Raw genomic sequence first — 12867 nt, forward strand, 5'->3', positions numbered from 1 at the left:
GCTGTGGGCGGGGTGCCCTCACCCCGCGCGAAGCCGTTTCGTTACGACCGATCGCGGGGTGAGGGCACCCCGCCCACACGAATGATCGTCGTTTGCGGATTCCGCCTGACGGTCCGGAGACGAGAGTGCTCGCCCGCGCTGCGACGGGCCCGCAGGGTCGGGCCGCCTCGCCCCCTTGTCCCGATTTTCGCCCCATGATTTTTGGCAGCCTGCACGTCCTCGATCTCGCCATCATTGTCGCCTATCTCCTCGCGGTGATCTGGATTGGCCAGCGGGCGGCGAAGGCGACGGCCTCGGAGGAGGGCTTTTTTCTCGCGGGCCGGAAACTGGGGAAGCTGTACCAGTTCTTCCTGAATTTCGGCAACGCGACGGAGCCGCAGGGCGCGGTGAGCACGGCGAGTTTCGTGTTCCAGCAGGGCGCGGCGGGCTCGTGGCTTTCGTTCCAGACCGTTTTCATGAATCCTTATTTCTGGTTCATGAACGTCTGGTTTCGCCGCGTGCGGCTGACGACCGTCTCGGATCTCTTCGAGGATCGGTTTGCGAGCCGCGGGCTGAGCCTCTTCTACGCGCTCTTCCAGATTCTCGTGGCGTGTGTGTTTCTCGGCTTCGGCAATGTCGTCGCGTACCGGATCGCGGCTTCGCTCGTGGTGAAGCCCGAGGCGACGTGGACCGTGACGGAACGGGCGTCGGTCGAAGGCTACCGCGAACTGCGCAAGCTCGAGAAGGAGTTCACGGCCGGAGCGCTCGCGCCCGAGTTGAAGCCGAAGCTCGATCTGTTGCGCGACCAGAGTGCGCGCGGCGAGTTGCACAGCTATGTCACGCTGCTGAACGACGTCGCGTTTTACGTGGGCTTCGCGCTGGTCGTCGGTACGTACATTGTGCTCGGCGGCATGGCGGCGGCGGCGGTGAACGAGGGACTGCAGAGCATCCTGATCATCGTCTTTTCCGTGCTGCTGATCCCGACAGGCATTCACGCGATCGGCGGCTGGCACATGCTGGCGGAGAAAGTGCCGCCCAATTTCTTCAAGCTCTTCGGTGCGGGCGGCACGGCGCAGTTTTCGGCGTGGAATCTCGCCGGCATCCTGCTCGTGAGTCTCGTGCAGATCCACGGGTTGAGCCACAACATGGGCATCTGCGGATCGGCGAAGAACGAGTTCGCGGCGCGGACCGGCGTGTCGGGGAATTACCTGAAGCGGATCATGATCATCCTGTGGGCGTTTGCCGGGTTGATCGCGGTGGCGGTGTTTGGTGTCGGCGGGTTGGCGGATCCCGATTCGGCGTGGGGCGCGATGTCGAACAAGCTGCTCGGGCCCGGACTGATCGGCCTGATGTTGGCGGGCGTGCTCGCGGGCACGATGTCGACGCTCGCGGCCAAGGCGCTCGCGATCTCGTCGCTCTTCGTGCGGAACGTCTATCGTCAGATCTGGCCCGACGTCACGCAGGCGCAGGGCGTGTTCTATGCCCGCTGCACCATCGCGGCCGTGCTCGTGCTCGGCGGGGTGTCGGCGTGGTTGATGGGGGATTTCCTCTCGATCGTAAACTTGGTGCTTACGGTCAACCTGCCGTTCGGCGCCGCCGTGCTGATGATCTATTTCTGGCGGCGGCTGACGTCGGCCGCGGTCTGGACCTCGGTCATCCTGTCGACGCTCGTGATTCTGGTGATTCCGTGGACGGCGTCGCGGTCGGCGGCGATGAGCACCCACGCGTCCCTGGTGCAGACCACGCCCGGACCCACGGGTCGGCCGGAGGGCGTGTACTTTTCGACTGTGCTGCGGCAGCGGCCGAACGACCTGACGAGTCCGCTGGTCGGCGGCGGCCGGTTCAATTTCGAGCTCTGGGTGCTGAACCACGTCGGGCTCAAGGCGGCGGAGCTGACGAAAAACCAGCGGCTGACCGCGCAGTTCTTCTTCGACGGCCTGTTCCCGTTTGCCGTGTTGATACTGGTCAGCCTGTTCACGCGGCGGACCGATCCGAAGCGGGTCGCGGAGTTTTATGGGAAGATGAAGACGCCGGTCGGTGCCACGCCCGAACTCGAGGCGGCGGCGATGGAGGAGACGCGGCGGAATCCCGCGCGCTTTGATCATACGAAGCTGTTTCCTCGATCCGCGTGGGAGTTCTGCAAGTGGGATCGCGTCGACACGATTGGCTTTGTCGTGTGTTGCGCGCTCTCGGCCGCGATCATCGGGCTGTTCCTGCTCGCGCTGGCAGCGGCGGGACCGTGAGCCGGAAACCGGAAACCGGAAACCGGAAACCGGAAACCGGAAACCGGAAACCGGAAACCGGAAACCGGAAACCGGAAACCGGAAACCGGAAACCGGAAACCGGAAACCGGAAACCGATTCACGGCGTTCCGAAAAATCCGCATTCCGCAATCCGAAATCCGCAATTTCCGACGTGTTTCCGGTCTCCGGACTCCGGTTTCCGGTCTTTTTTAGTCTCGGCAACTTTCACACTCCGCGCTCGTCTCATTCCCTCATGAAACTGCCAGCAGTGTGGGGTGTGCTTGCGTCCGTTATCGTTGGCGTCGCGCTCCCTGCGCAGGACAAGCCGGCCGCGGGCGAACCGGTGGTGGAGCTGCCGAAATTTGTCGTCACGGATAGCCGCGAACTGCCGCCGCCCGAAGCGTGGAAATACGCGACGATCCCGGGCTTCGAGATCCTCACGAACGCCTCTGATCGCGCCACGCAACGGCTCCTCCGTGACTTCGGCATGTTTCGGCAGGCGTTGGGTCACGTCTGGCCGATTCCGCAGCGGGTCTCGCAGGTGACCTCGTTGATTATCTGCGGAAAGGGCGGAAAATTCGACGCCTTCATTCCGGCCGGCAAGTACGTGCCGGACGCCGCCTTCGCCAGCCTCTTCCTGAAGCAGGGTAACCAGACCGCCATCGTCATCGACATGGAGGCGACCACCCTGAACGTCCTCAACGTCGACAACTCCAACGACGCCGCCACCGGTACCGATTCCGGCATCGTTTCCGTCGAGCACGACAAGCAGCTCTACCGCGAGTACGTCCGCTACCTGCTCAGCCAGAGCGAGCCGCGGTTCCCGGCCTGGGTCGAGGAAGGCCTGTCGCAGATCATCATGAAGATGCAGTTCGATCGCCGGTACATCGAATTCGCGAAGCTCGAAGATCCGAACACCGTCTCGGTGCAGGGCGCAATGATCGCGGAGGCGAACGCGGCCGCGACGGCCGAGGATCCCGAGGCCCCGACGTTTGGCGGCGCACCGGCCGAGGATCGCGATTTCAACGCCGCGCTGCGGCGCAAGGCGCTGATGCCGCTGGATAAGTTTTTCGCGGTGAAACACGACTCGCCCGAGGCGACCAACACCCTCGGCAACAACCGCTGGGGCAAGCAGGCCTACGCGTTCGTGCACATGTGCCTCTACGGCTACAAGGGGAAGTACCAGAAGGCGTTCACCCAGCTGCTCCAGCGCGCCGCGCGCGAACCGGTGACCGAGCAGGTCTTCAAGGAGTGTTTCCGGATGCCCGGCCGCAACGGGACATTCAAGGAAATGAGCTTTAAGGACATGCTGCTCGAGATCCGCAGCTACTGCGATTTCACGGTGTACGAGTCGAAGATCTACAAGTCGAAGGAGGACGTCATCATCCCGCCGCCGCCGCTCGAGCTCCGCGAGGCGACGCAGTCCGAGATCGGTCGGATCAAGGGCGAGGCCCTGGTGCTCGCGGACCACAAGAAACGCGCCCGCGCCGAGCTGATCGCGCCGTATCAGCGCGGCGAACGCGACCCGAACCTCCTCGCGGCTCTCGGCCTGTATGAAAAGGCCAACGGCGAACCCGAGCGCGGCCGGAAATTCCTGGAGGCCGCGTATGCCGGCAAGACCAAGCGCGCCGACGCCTGCCTCGAACTCGCACGGCTGCGTTACGCCGACGCGTTGGCGAAACCTGCCGGCGGCGAGAACCGTTTCTCGACCGCGCAGGTGGCCGGGATCATGGAGCCGTTGCAGGTCGGCCGCCGCCAGCCGCCGCATCTGCCCGCGCTGTACGATCTCGCCGCCGACACCTTGGTCCGCAGCGCGGACAAGCCGAAGCGCGAGGACGCCATGGTGCTGATCGACGGCGCGCAGCTTTTCCCCACGCGGCTCAAACTTGTTTATCAGGGTGCCGCGATTGCGGCTGAAGCCGGGGAGGCGCAGGCTGCGCACGCCCTCGCGGATCACGGCATTCGCATCGGCACGGATCCCGCGGTGAAGAAGCGTTTCGAGGATCTCAAGGCCCTGCTGCCGCCGGCCCCGCCCGCCGCGACCCCGGCGACCCCTGCGGCGCCGACGCCGTCACCCGCGGCTCCGGCCCGCAAATAGTCTCAACCGCTTCTGTTCGCGCGACGATTGAACCCCTGAACGCCATGTCACTTTCTCTTCGCGCTTCCCTTGCCGCCGCCGGCCTCCGGCGTCGGCTGCATCGGGCGTCCGTCGCGCTCGCCCTGGCCGCCGGTGCGCTGGCCGTTGACGCGTCCGCCGCCGACGTCGCCCCCGGCCCCGTCGTCGAACTGCCGAAGTTCGAGGTGACCGACAGCCGGCTGTTGCCGCCGCCGGAATCCTGGCGTTACGCACAGATTCCCGGCTTCGAGATCCTCTCCCGGATTTCCGAGCGTGAGACGAAGCGTTTCGTGCGCGACTTCATGCTGCTGCAGGAAGTGATCAACATGATCATGCCGGTGCTCCTGCGGGGGAGCACGCCGGTGCCGACGGCCCTGATTCTGTGCGGCTCACGCGGCAAGGGCTTCGAGGAGTTTCTCCCGCAGGACCAGGAGATCGAGCGCTACGGGAAGAACAGCCTCTTCTTCAAGAACTCCGAGCGTGCCGCGATCGTGATCGATTTCGCCCTGACCGAGCTGCAGGTGGAAAACGATCTCCGGCTCGAGGCCGATCCGTACCGTGCGTTCTACGCCGCCTATTTTCGGTTCCTGATTCGCCGCCAGCTCGCCGACAAGGCGCCGCCGTGGTTCGAGGAGGGACTCGTACAGTTGTTTGCCGCCACGGAATTCGACAAGAAGACGATCACGTTTGCGCAGATTGGCGACGGGTTCGGCGCGGAGAAGATCGGTGACTTCAACCGCATGCTCTCGCAGCGCGCCATGATGCCGTTCGGCCAGATGCTCGCGACCAACGGCCCGAAGAACCGCAACGCCTTCTGGTCCGCGCAGTGCTACGCGTTCATCCACTTCTGCCTCTACGGCACCGGCAACAAGTACCAGCGGCCCTTCATGCAGTTCGTCCAGCGCCTGGCCGACGAGGAGCCGACGGAGAAGCTGTTCAAGGAGTGCTTTGGCAAGACGTACAACCAGTTCGCCACCGAGCTGCGCGGCTACCTCGGCTTCACGACGTACAAGGCGCAGCAATACCGCGCCAAGAAGGGCGAGTCGCTGCCCGAACCGCCGGCGGTGGCGTTGCGCGAGGCCTCCGACGCCGACGTCGGTCGCATCAAGGGCGAGGTGCTCCGGCTCGGCGGCTACGGCGACGCGGCCCGCAACACCCTCATCGCCCCGTTCGTGCGCGGCGAACGCGATCCGCGCCTCTTGGCCGCGCTCGGGCTCGATGAGAAACTTGCCGGCCACGACGACCGCGCGCGGAAATTTCTCGAGGCGGCGTCCAACGCCAAAGTCGATCGCGCACGCGCCTACCTCGAGCTGGCGCGGCTGCGGCTCGACGAAGTCCGGCCCAAAGCCGGCGCGGCCAACAGCCAGCTGAACAGTGATCAGGTGACGCACGTCCTGACGCCGCTGTTCACCGCGCGCGCGACGCCGCCGCCGATGGCGGACGTTTACTCGCTCATCGCCGAAACGTGGTCGTTGTCCGCCGCGCCACCCCTGGCCGAACACCTGGCCGTCGTGATCGAAGGCGTGCGGCGTTTTCCCCGTGACACCGGTCTCCTGATGCAGGCCACGCTGCTGGCGGCGAAACGCGGCTTCCCCACGGAGGCGGCGGCGCTGGCCAAGTTCGGTGTGAAGATCTCCACCGACGCCGGGCTCAAGGATCGTTTTGAAACGCTGGCCGCGGCCTACGAGCGCGACGAGACGAAGCCGGCGGACGCCAAACCCGAGCCCGCCCCGACGGCCTCCCAGCCGTACCTGCTCAACAAAGCGCCCTGAATGTCTCCCGCGAATCACGCGAATGGGCGCGGATCTTCGGAGGTGAAATCAACTCCGACCGCTCCGCTTTCTCTTGGTCCTCATTCGCGTCTATTGGCGTGATTCGCGGGCAACCGAACATTCGCTACGATGATCCGAAAAGCCTTCGTCATGAGCGTGCATCCCGGCCACGAGGTCGAATACGCACGCCGGCACCAGCCGATCTGGCAGGAGCTGGCCGATGTGCTGAAGGCGCACGGCGTCCACAACTACTCGATCTTTCTGCACGAGGAAACGCGCCAGCTGTTCGCGTATGCAGAAATTGAGGACGAGGCCCGCTGGGCCGCGATTGCGCAGACGGAGGTGTGTCAGCGTTGGTGGAAACACATGGGTGATGTCATGCCGTCGAACGCCGATCACAGCCCCGTGTCCCGCGGGCTGAAGGAAGTGTTCCACCTGCCCTGACGACCGATCAGCGGTAGCGCGGGCATCCTGCCCGCATCTCCGGACGCAGGCAGGATGCCTGCGCTTCCGCTTGTATTGCAGTCCTCATTATCACCGCCGTGAAGGCCGGTGCCCATGGTAGAGCGGGCATCCTGCCCGCATTTCCGGACGCAGGCAGGATGCCTGCGCTACGGGAGAAGGAATTCCCGCGACGTTCGGCCTACTTAAGCCAACGCGCCAGCGGCAGTTTTTGCGCGCGAATGTCTGCGACCGCGAGCGACGCGACCTGTCTGGCGCCGGCTTCGACGAAATGCGTGTCGTCCTTGCGTCCGTCCGGAATTTTCGGATGCGCGCCCGGTTCGATCCACATGAAGAATTTCCGCGACGGTTCATCGCCGGTCGCCTGCAGCCACGCAGCGGTGGCGCGCTCGAGATCGAGCAACGCGACGCCGGTTTCCTTCGCGACGGCGCGCACGGCGTCAGGGTACGCACCGTGGGTGTCGGTGAGCTTGCCCGCGGCGTTGAATTTCCGGCGGCAGACGGGCGTGGCGAGCAGCGGCGTCGCGCCCTGCGCGCGGGTTTCGCTGATGAAACGCCGCAGGTTGTCGCGATACGTCGTGGCCGGATCGGCGTAACGCTTCGGGTCGTCCTTCTTCTCATCGTTGTGCGCGAACTGGATCAGGACGAAGTCGCCGGACTTCAGCTCCGCCCGCACTTTCTCCCAGCGGCCCTCGTCGATGAAGCTCTTCGTGCTGCGCCCGTTTTGCGCGTGGTTCTGCACCATCGCCGGATCGACGAGGAACGCACCGAGCGCCATGCCCCAACCCCATTCCGGCAGGTCCGCCGGCTTGTTCGCCATCGTGGAGTCGCCGATCAGGAAAATGCGCGGCGCGGCGGACGCCAGTGACACGAGACTGAGCACCAGGACAAGGAGCGTGAAGCGACGTTTCATCGGGGTGCCTTAAGGTTTCCGCAGCCAGGGCAGGGCGTCGAGATCGACGTTGCCGCCCGACAAAATCAATCCGACCTGGCGTCCGGCGACCGGGACTTTTTTCTCCAACACGGCCGCGTAGGGCACGGCCGCGGACGGCTCGATCACGATCTTCAACGTTTCCCAGATCGTCCGCATCGCCGCGATGATCGCCTCCTCGCTCACCGTCGCCACGCCATCGACCCACTGCCGCGCGATCGCGAAATTCGGTGCGCCGATCGTCGTGCGCAAACCGTCGGCGATCGTGGTCGTGCGCTCGAGCGGCACGATTTGGCCAGCGCGAAACGAACGCGCGGTGTCCGACGCTTCCTCGGGTTCCGTCGCCATGACGGTGATCGTCGGGCGCAGGGCTTTGGCGGCGAGGCTCGTGCCGGCGAGCAGGCCGCCGCCGCCGACGGGGCAGAGAATCAGATCGAGCGCCGGGTGATCCTCGAGGAGTTCGATCACCGCCGTGCTCTGGCCGGCCATCACGGCTTCGTTTTCAAACGGATGAATCAACGTGGCGCCGGTTTCGCTGACGATCCGGGCGCAGGTCGCTTCGCGCGCGGCCTGCGTCGGTTCGCAGAACGTCAGCCGTCCGCCGTAGCCTTCGACGGCGCGGACTTTCGCCTTCGAGGAATTCGACGGCATGACGATGTGCGCCGGGATGCCACGGAGGCCGGCGGCGCGGGACAACGCCGCCGCGTGATTGCCGGACGAGTGCGTGGCGACGCCGCACCGGGCGGTGGCGTCGTCGAGCGAGAACACCGCGTTGACCGCGCCGCGCGATTTGAAGGCGCCGGCCTTCTGAAAATTCTCGCACTTGAAAAACAGCTGGCCGCCGCAGGCGAGATTGAGCCGCGCGCTGGAAAGGACGGCGGTCCGGTGGATGTACGGGCGGATCCGATCGTGAGCGGCCCGAAACGTGGCGAGGTCGAGAGGCATGACGTGCCCCAGCTTGCGCGCGGTCGCGGGTCCATGCAAACTCGACGGATGGTCAAAAAACTTCTGCACACCCGGATGCGGGTGAACGATATCGAGCGGACGCTGAAATTCTACGAGGAGGCGTTGGAGTTGAAGATTGCGCGACGGAGCATTTCACCGCGCGGTGCGCAGATTGTGTTTCTCGCCACGCCGAACAGCGACGAGGAGATTGAAATCTGCCAGCTGCCCAACAGTCCGAGTGTCCAGGTCCAGCCCGACCTGATGCACCTCGCGTTTGAGGTGGAGGACCTGACGGAGTTCACGCGCAAGCTCGAGCAGAAGGGCTACAAACTCAGCGACGGCCCGACCCCGCTGAGCAGCGGCGGTTTCATCGCGTTCATCGACGCACCGGAAGGCTACGAAGTGGAACTCATCCAGCGCGCAAAGTGAGTCAGAACGTGACGCGCACGTGATGCGGAGAGTTTAATTCGGAAGCCAGAAAGCCAGGAGCCGGGCGATTTGGACAGAATGAACAAAATGGAACAGAATGGATCAGGTCCCGGGCCGCAGATTCCGTGAATTCTGTCCATTCTGTCGAACTTCAGCGGCTGCTCTTGGCTTCTTGGTTTCTGAATTAACCGTCCCCGGATTGTCCGTGGCTGCACGCCCAGCGGGGTTTGGACAGAATGAACAGAATGGAACGGAATGAATCAGATCCCGGACCGCAGATTCCGTGAATTCTGTCGATTCTGTCCAAACTCAGCGACTGCTCCTGGCTTTCTGGTTTCTGAATTAACCGTCCCCGGATTGTCAGTGGCGGTGCGCCCAGCGGGGTTTGGACAGAATGAATAGAATGGAACGGAATGGATCGGATCCCGGACCGCAGATTCCGTGAATTCTGTCGATTCTGTCCAAACTCAGCGACTGCTCCTGGCTTTCTGGTTTCTGAATTAACCGTCCCCGGATTGTCCGTGGCGGTGCGCCCAGCGGGGTTTGGACAGAATGAACAGAATGGAACGGAATGAATCTGATCCCGGACCGCAGATTCCGTGAATTCTGTCGATTCTGTCCAAACTCAGCGATTGCTCCTGGCTTTCTGGCTTCTGAATTAACCGTCCCCGGATTGTCCGTGGCGGTACGCCCAGCGGGGTTTGGACAGAATGAACAAAATGGAACAGAATGGATCCGATCCCGGGCTGCCGATTCCGTGAATTCTGTCCAAACTCAGCGACGTCTCTTCCTGGCTTCTGAATTAATTTATTCCGGCGCGGATCGTCCCTGCTGACGCTCCCACGCGAAGAGGTATTGCTGCGCGAGGCCCGCGAGCGAGCCGAAGTGCGCGCGGCCGAATTGCGCGACCTGCGCGGGCCGCCAGTCATCGAGGCCGTACCGGCGCGCGAGCGCCTTGAGGATCCAGGTGTCGACCGGAAATGCCTCGAGCCGGCCGGCACCGAAGAGCAGCACGCAATCCGCCACCTTTTCTCCGACACCGGGTAACTCGCAGAGCCGTTCCTTCGCCGCGGCGTAGGGCAGCGCTTCCGTTTCCTCGAGCCAGCCGGGATGTGCGGCGAGGAAGGCCGCCGTCTCTGCGATGTAGCGGGCGCGGAAACCCAGCAGACACGCGCGGAGATCGGCTTCGGGCATCCGCGCGAGTTCGGCCCAGGTTGGCAGCCGACGCGGACTCGGACCGGACTGCCGGTCTGGCTTTTTTCCCGTCGCCGGCAGGCCCGGCGCTCCCGCTCTCACTGCAATCTCCGCCCCGTGACGTTCGGCCAGGAGCGCGAGCATTTGTTTGATCTGCACAATCTGTTTCGTGGCGCTGCAGAGAAAGCCGAGGAGCGTTTCACCGAAGGGCTGACGCAGGATGCGCAGGCCGGGAAACGCCGCGAGACAGCGCGCGAGATGTGGATCGCTGCGCCACGGCAGCGCGTCAACGAGGGCGTTGAAGTCGCGGACGGTGCCGAAGTAGACGGCGAGGCTGGATGCCGTCACCGTGGACGCCCGCGGTGCGCGCCACTCGACGTGACCGGTGGCGTTGGCGCGCAGGTGCACGAGGTGGTGCGACCACAGGCCCAGCCACGTGCCATCGGCTTCGCGGTTCCAGCGGAAGGCCTGGCCGCCGTCGACCGTTTCGCGCAGGACGTCGGCGGAGACGGCAGGATAGCCGGCGAGAACGGTCCAGGGCGTCCAGGCGCTCCCCGGTTCGACCACGCTCACTTCGCGGGTTTCGCCCACAGGAAACTCTGGTGTTCGCCGAGCACGCGACCGTCGGCGGCGGTGAGGACGATCCGGTACGCAACGGGATTGCCCTTGGCCCCGATCGGCCAGTCGTTGCCGGTGAGGCCCAGCTGCACCACGGTTTCCTTCGCGGGCAGGGCGGTGGAGAACGTGTGGACTTTCGGCTCCGGTGTATCCGGCCGCACCACGCTCACCTCGAACTTCGCGGCGGGGAGCGCGGCGGCGCACTTGATGCGGACGAGAAAATAGTAACCTGCGCGCACCTCGGGCTGCGTGCGGAGCACGAGCTGGCCGCCGGTGTTTTCGCCGCGGCCGAGATACTCGCTGATGCGATCGAAGGAGTCCGCCTCGCGCCAGCCGGGCCAGACCCGGAGAAACTCAACGTCCGCGGCCGTCGCGAGGGCGGTGGTGGCGAGCAGCAACACACTGAAAAGGACGGATCGCATGCGCCTCCCACCATGCTCACGTCCGGCGACCGTGCAACGAAATCAATGCTTCAGTTCCACCACCTGGTAACGGTTCAGGCCCAGCGGTGAAGCCTGCCAGTGTTTCACCGCGGGATGAATCAGGTAGGTGCTCGCGCCGTACATCAGCGTCGCGAGCGGCGCCTCCTGGAGCAGAATGGTCTCCGCGCGCTGGAGGAGCCGGAGGCGCTGCGCCACGTCGAGCGTGCGGGCAGCCTCCTGCAGCAGGGCGTCGTACTCGCGGCTGCCCCAGCCGGTCCAGTTGTTGCCGTTGCCGGTCTGGAAGATCTCGAGAAACGTGGTGGGGTCCGGGTAATCCGCCACCCAGCCCATGAAGCCGATCGAATAGGCAAGGGTCTGCTGGTTTTGCATGAGCGTCTTCTGCTCGAGCATCTCGATCGTGATCTTCACGCCGAGTTCCCGCTGCCAGAGGGCCTGGAGGATTTCCACGACCTTCGGGGTCTTGTCGTCGTTGCCGACCTGCAACGGAATCGTCGGCAGACCGCGGCCCTCCGGGAAACCGGCCTCGGCGAGCAGTGCACGCGCGGCGACGTAGTCCTCCGGCTGGCCGGCCGGCGGCGTGTATCCGGCGCAGCCCTGCGGCACGAGCGTGGGACCGGGCAGCCGGGACGATTGGTAGATGCGCTCTGCGATCGCTTTCCGATCGACGGCGAGGGCAAGTGCCCGCCGCACCTTGGGATTGTCGAGCGGCGGCTTGGTCACGTTGAAGTTGAGGTAGACGCTGCTGAGCAAGGGATCCTGCCGCAGGCGATCCGGCGATTGCTGCCGGTACGTGGCGAGCTTGGATGCCGGGACACCGTACGTGATGTGCAGCTGGCCCGCGCGGAAACTCAGTTCCTCGGCGTCGGCTTTCTCGATCGGGAAAAAGATCACGCGCTCGAGCTGGTTCTGCGCTGCACCCCAGTAACGCGGATTCTTCGCCACGACGATCCGGGCGTTGGGCCGCCACTCAGCGAGGGTGAACGCGCCGTTGCTGACGATATTGAGCGGCCTCGTCCACGGATTTTCCCGTGCGTCGATCCGGCCGAATTGCTCGACGGTTTTTCGCGGCACGGGAAACCACGTGTTGTGGGCGGCGAGCGCGAGCACGTACGGCGTGGGGCGTTCCAGCGTGATCTGCAGCGTGGCATCGTCGAGCGCCTGCACGCCGAGCGCGCCGGCGTCCGTGAGTTTGCCGGTGTTGAGGGCCTCGGCGTTTTTGATCGGCCAGAGCATGTACGCATAGACGGAGCCGAGCGCGGGCGTCAGAATGCGACGGAAGGAGAAAACGAAATCGCCCGCGGTCACGCGCTCGCCGTTGGACCATTTTGCCTCGGGCCGGAGATGAAACGTGTACGTCAATCCGTCCGGCGAAACGTCCCAGCGCCTTGCGACGCCCGGCAGCGGTTGCGCGGTCTTCTCGTCGAGTACGGTGAGGCCTTCGAACAACGCGATGGCCACGCGCATGTCGGAGTACGCGTTGAGCAGATGCGGATCGAGCGTCGCGGGTTCGGCCGCATTGCCGACGAGCAGCGTGCGGGTCTGAATGCCTTCGTCGACCGGGCGCTGGTGCCGGCTGCAGCCCGCACCGAGAACAAGCCAACTCAACGCCAGGCCCACCGTCGCTGGAACGAACGTGCGCATGCGCTGTAAAGCGCACGAGCGGATGCGGCTGGCAAACGGGAAGTGGCGCGCAGGTCGTGGTGAAAGATTCGACTTCCGCAAGGACCGACCGCCT

Annotated in this window: 10 protein-coding genes; 5 read left to right on the top strand and 5 right to left on the bottom strand. The window is 64.7% G+C overall.

Annotated elements, in window-relative coordinates; genetic code table 11:
- The first annotated feature begins 194 nt into the window (after nt 1-194).
- From ACLJEU_RS02200 to rhaM, 4 genes are all read left to right on the top strand, one after another.
- On the top strand, nt 195-2222 hold the full coding sequence (locus ACLJEU_RS02200; RefSeq protein ID WP_414664706.1) for a sodium:solute symporter family protein: 2028 nt from the start codon (nt 195-197) through the stop codon (nt 2220-2222).
- Nucleotides 2223-2475: 253 nt separating this feature from the next.
- The gene (locus ACLJEU_RS02205) at nt 2476-4320 is read left to right on the top strand and encodes a hypothetical protein (protein WP_414664707.1); all 1845 of its coding nucleotides are present in this window, start codon (nt 2476-2478) and stop codon (nt 4318-4320) included.
- 44 nt (nt 4321-4364) lie between these two features.
- Nucleotides 4365-6110 (top strand): hypothetical protein, encoded by a 1746-nt coding sequence (locus ACLJEU_RS02210; protein WP_414664708.1) that lies wholly within the window; start codon nt 4365-4367, stop codon nt 6108-6110.
- Nucleotides 6111-6239: 129 nt separating this feature from the next.
- Nucleotides 6240-6554 (top strand): L-rhamnose mutarotase, encoded by a 315-nt coding sequence (rhaM, locus tag ACLJEU_RS02215; RefSeq protein WP_414664709.1) that lies wholly within the window; start codon nt 6240-6242, stop codon nt 6552-6554.
- 199 nt (nt 6555-6753) lie between these two features.
- Here the strand turns inward: rhaM and ACLJEU_RS02220 are convergent, their stop codons facing one another.
- Both ACLJEU_RS02220 and ACLJEU_RS02225 read right to left on the bottom strand, forming a co-directional pair.
- Nucleotides 6754-7485 carry a rhamnogalacturonan acetylesterase gene (locus ACLJEU_RS02220; RefSeq protein ID WP_414664710.1) on the bottom strand — a complete coding sequence of 244 codons (732 nt, stop codon included), beginning with the start codon at nt 7483-7485 and terminating at the stop codon, nt 6754-6756.
- A gap of 9 nt (nt 7486-7494) precedes the next feature.
- Nucleotides 7495-8448, bottom strand: coding sequence for a pyridoxal-phosphate dependent enzyme (locus tag ACLJEU_RS02225; RefSeq protein WP_414664711.1), 954 nt, complete (start codon nt 8446-8448; stop codon nt 7495-7497).
- 48 nt (nt 8449-8496) lie between these two features.
- Here ACLJEU_RS02225 and ACLJEU_RS02230 point away from each other — a divergent pair, with 48 nt between their 5' ends.
- Entirely contained in the window at nt 8497-8877 is a 381-nt protein-coding gene (locus tag ACLJEU_RS02230; protein ID WP_414664712.1) for a VOC family protein, read from the top strand.
- Nucleotides 8878-9684: 807 nt separating this feature from the next.
- Here ACLJEU_RS02230 and ACLJEU_RS02235 read toward each other — a convergent pair.
- The 3 genes from ACLJEU_RS02235 to ACLJEU_RS02245 are packed head-to-tail and all read right to left on the bottom strand — an operon-like array spanning nt 9685 to nt 12773.
- Nucleotides 9685-10662, bottom strand: a complete 978-nt coding sequence (locus ACLJEU_RS02235) for a DNA-3-methyladenine glycosylase family protein (protein ID WP_414664713.1) — start codon at nt 10660-10662, stop codon at nt 9685-9687.
- The gene (locus ACLJEU_RS02240; protein WP_414664714.1) at nt 10641-11111 is read right to left on the bottom strand and encodes a hypothetical protein; all 471 of its coding nucleotides are present in this window, start codon (nt 11109-11111) and stop codon (nt 10641-10643) included. The genes ACLJEU_RS02235 and ACLJEU_RS02240 overlap by 22 nt, the downstream gene beginning before the upstream one ends.
- A gap of 42 nt (nt 11112-11153) precedes the next feature.
- Nucleotides 11154-12773, bottom strand: a complete 1620-nt coding sequence (locus ACLJEU_RS02245; RefSeq protein ID WP_414664715.1) for a peptide ABC transporter substrate-binding protein — start codon at nt 12771-12773, stop codon at nt 11154-11156.
- Nucleotides 12774-12867 lie beyond the last annotated feature (94 nt).

This window comes from Terrisphaera buseokensis (genome assembly GCF_047521145.2).
Taxonomy (GTDB): domain Bacteria; phylum Verrucomicrobiota; class Verrucomicrobiia; order Opitutales; family Opitutaceae; genus ER46.

Excerpts from the sequence above, each read along its gene's own strand:
- ACLJEU_RS02230 (WP_414664712.1), top strand. The coding sequence starts at position 8,497 with ATGGTCAAAAAACTTCTGCACACCCGGATGCGGGTGAACGATATCGAG.
- rhaM (WP_414664709.1), top strand. The coding sequence starts at position 6,240 with ATGATCCGAAAAGCCTTCGTCATGAGCGTGCATCCCGGCCACGAGGTC.
- ACLJEU_RS02240 (WP_414664714.1), bottom strand. The coding sequence starts at position 11,111 with ATGCGATCCGTCCTTTTCAGTGTGTTGCTGCTCGCCACCACCGCCCTC.
- ACLJEU_RS02205 (WP_414664707.1), top strand. The coding sequence starts at position 2,476 with ATGAAACTGCCAGCAGTGTGGGGTGTGCTTGCGTCCGTTATCGTTGGC.
- ACLJEU_RS02225 (WP_414664711.1), bottom strand. The coding sequence starts at position 8,448 with ATGCCTCTCGACCTCGCCACGTTTCGGGCCGCTCACGATCGGATCCGC.
- ACLJEU_RS02210 (WP_414664708.1), top strand. The coding sequence starts at position 4,365 with ATGTCACTTTCTCTTCGCGCTTCCCTTGCCGCCGCCGGCCTCCGGCGT.
- ACLJEU_RS02220 (WP_414664710.1), bottom strand. The coding sequence starts at position 7,485 with ATGAAACGTCGCTTCACGCTCCTTGTCCTGGTGCTCAGTCTCGTGTCA.
- ACLJEU_RS02245 (WP_414664715.1), bottom strand. The coding sequence starts at position 12,773 with ATGCGCACGTTCGTTCCAGCGACGGTGGGCCTGGCGTTGAGTTGGCTT.
- ACLJEU_RS02200 (WP_414664706.1), top strand. The coding sequence starts at position 195 with ATGATTTTTGGCAGCCTGCACGTCCTCGATCTCGCCATCATTGTCGCC.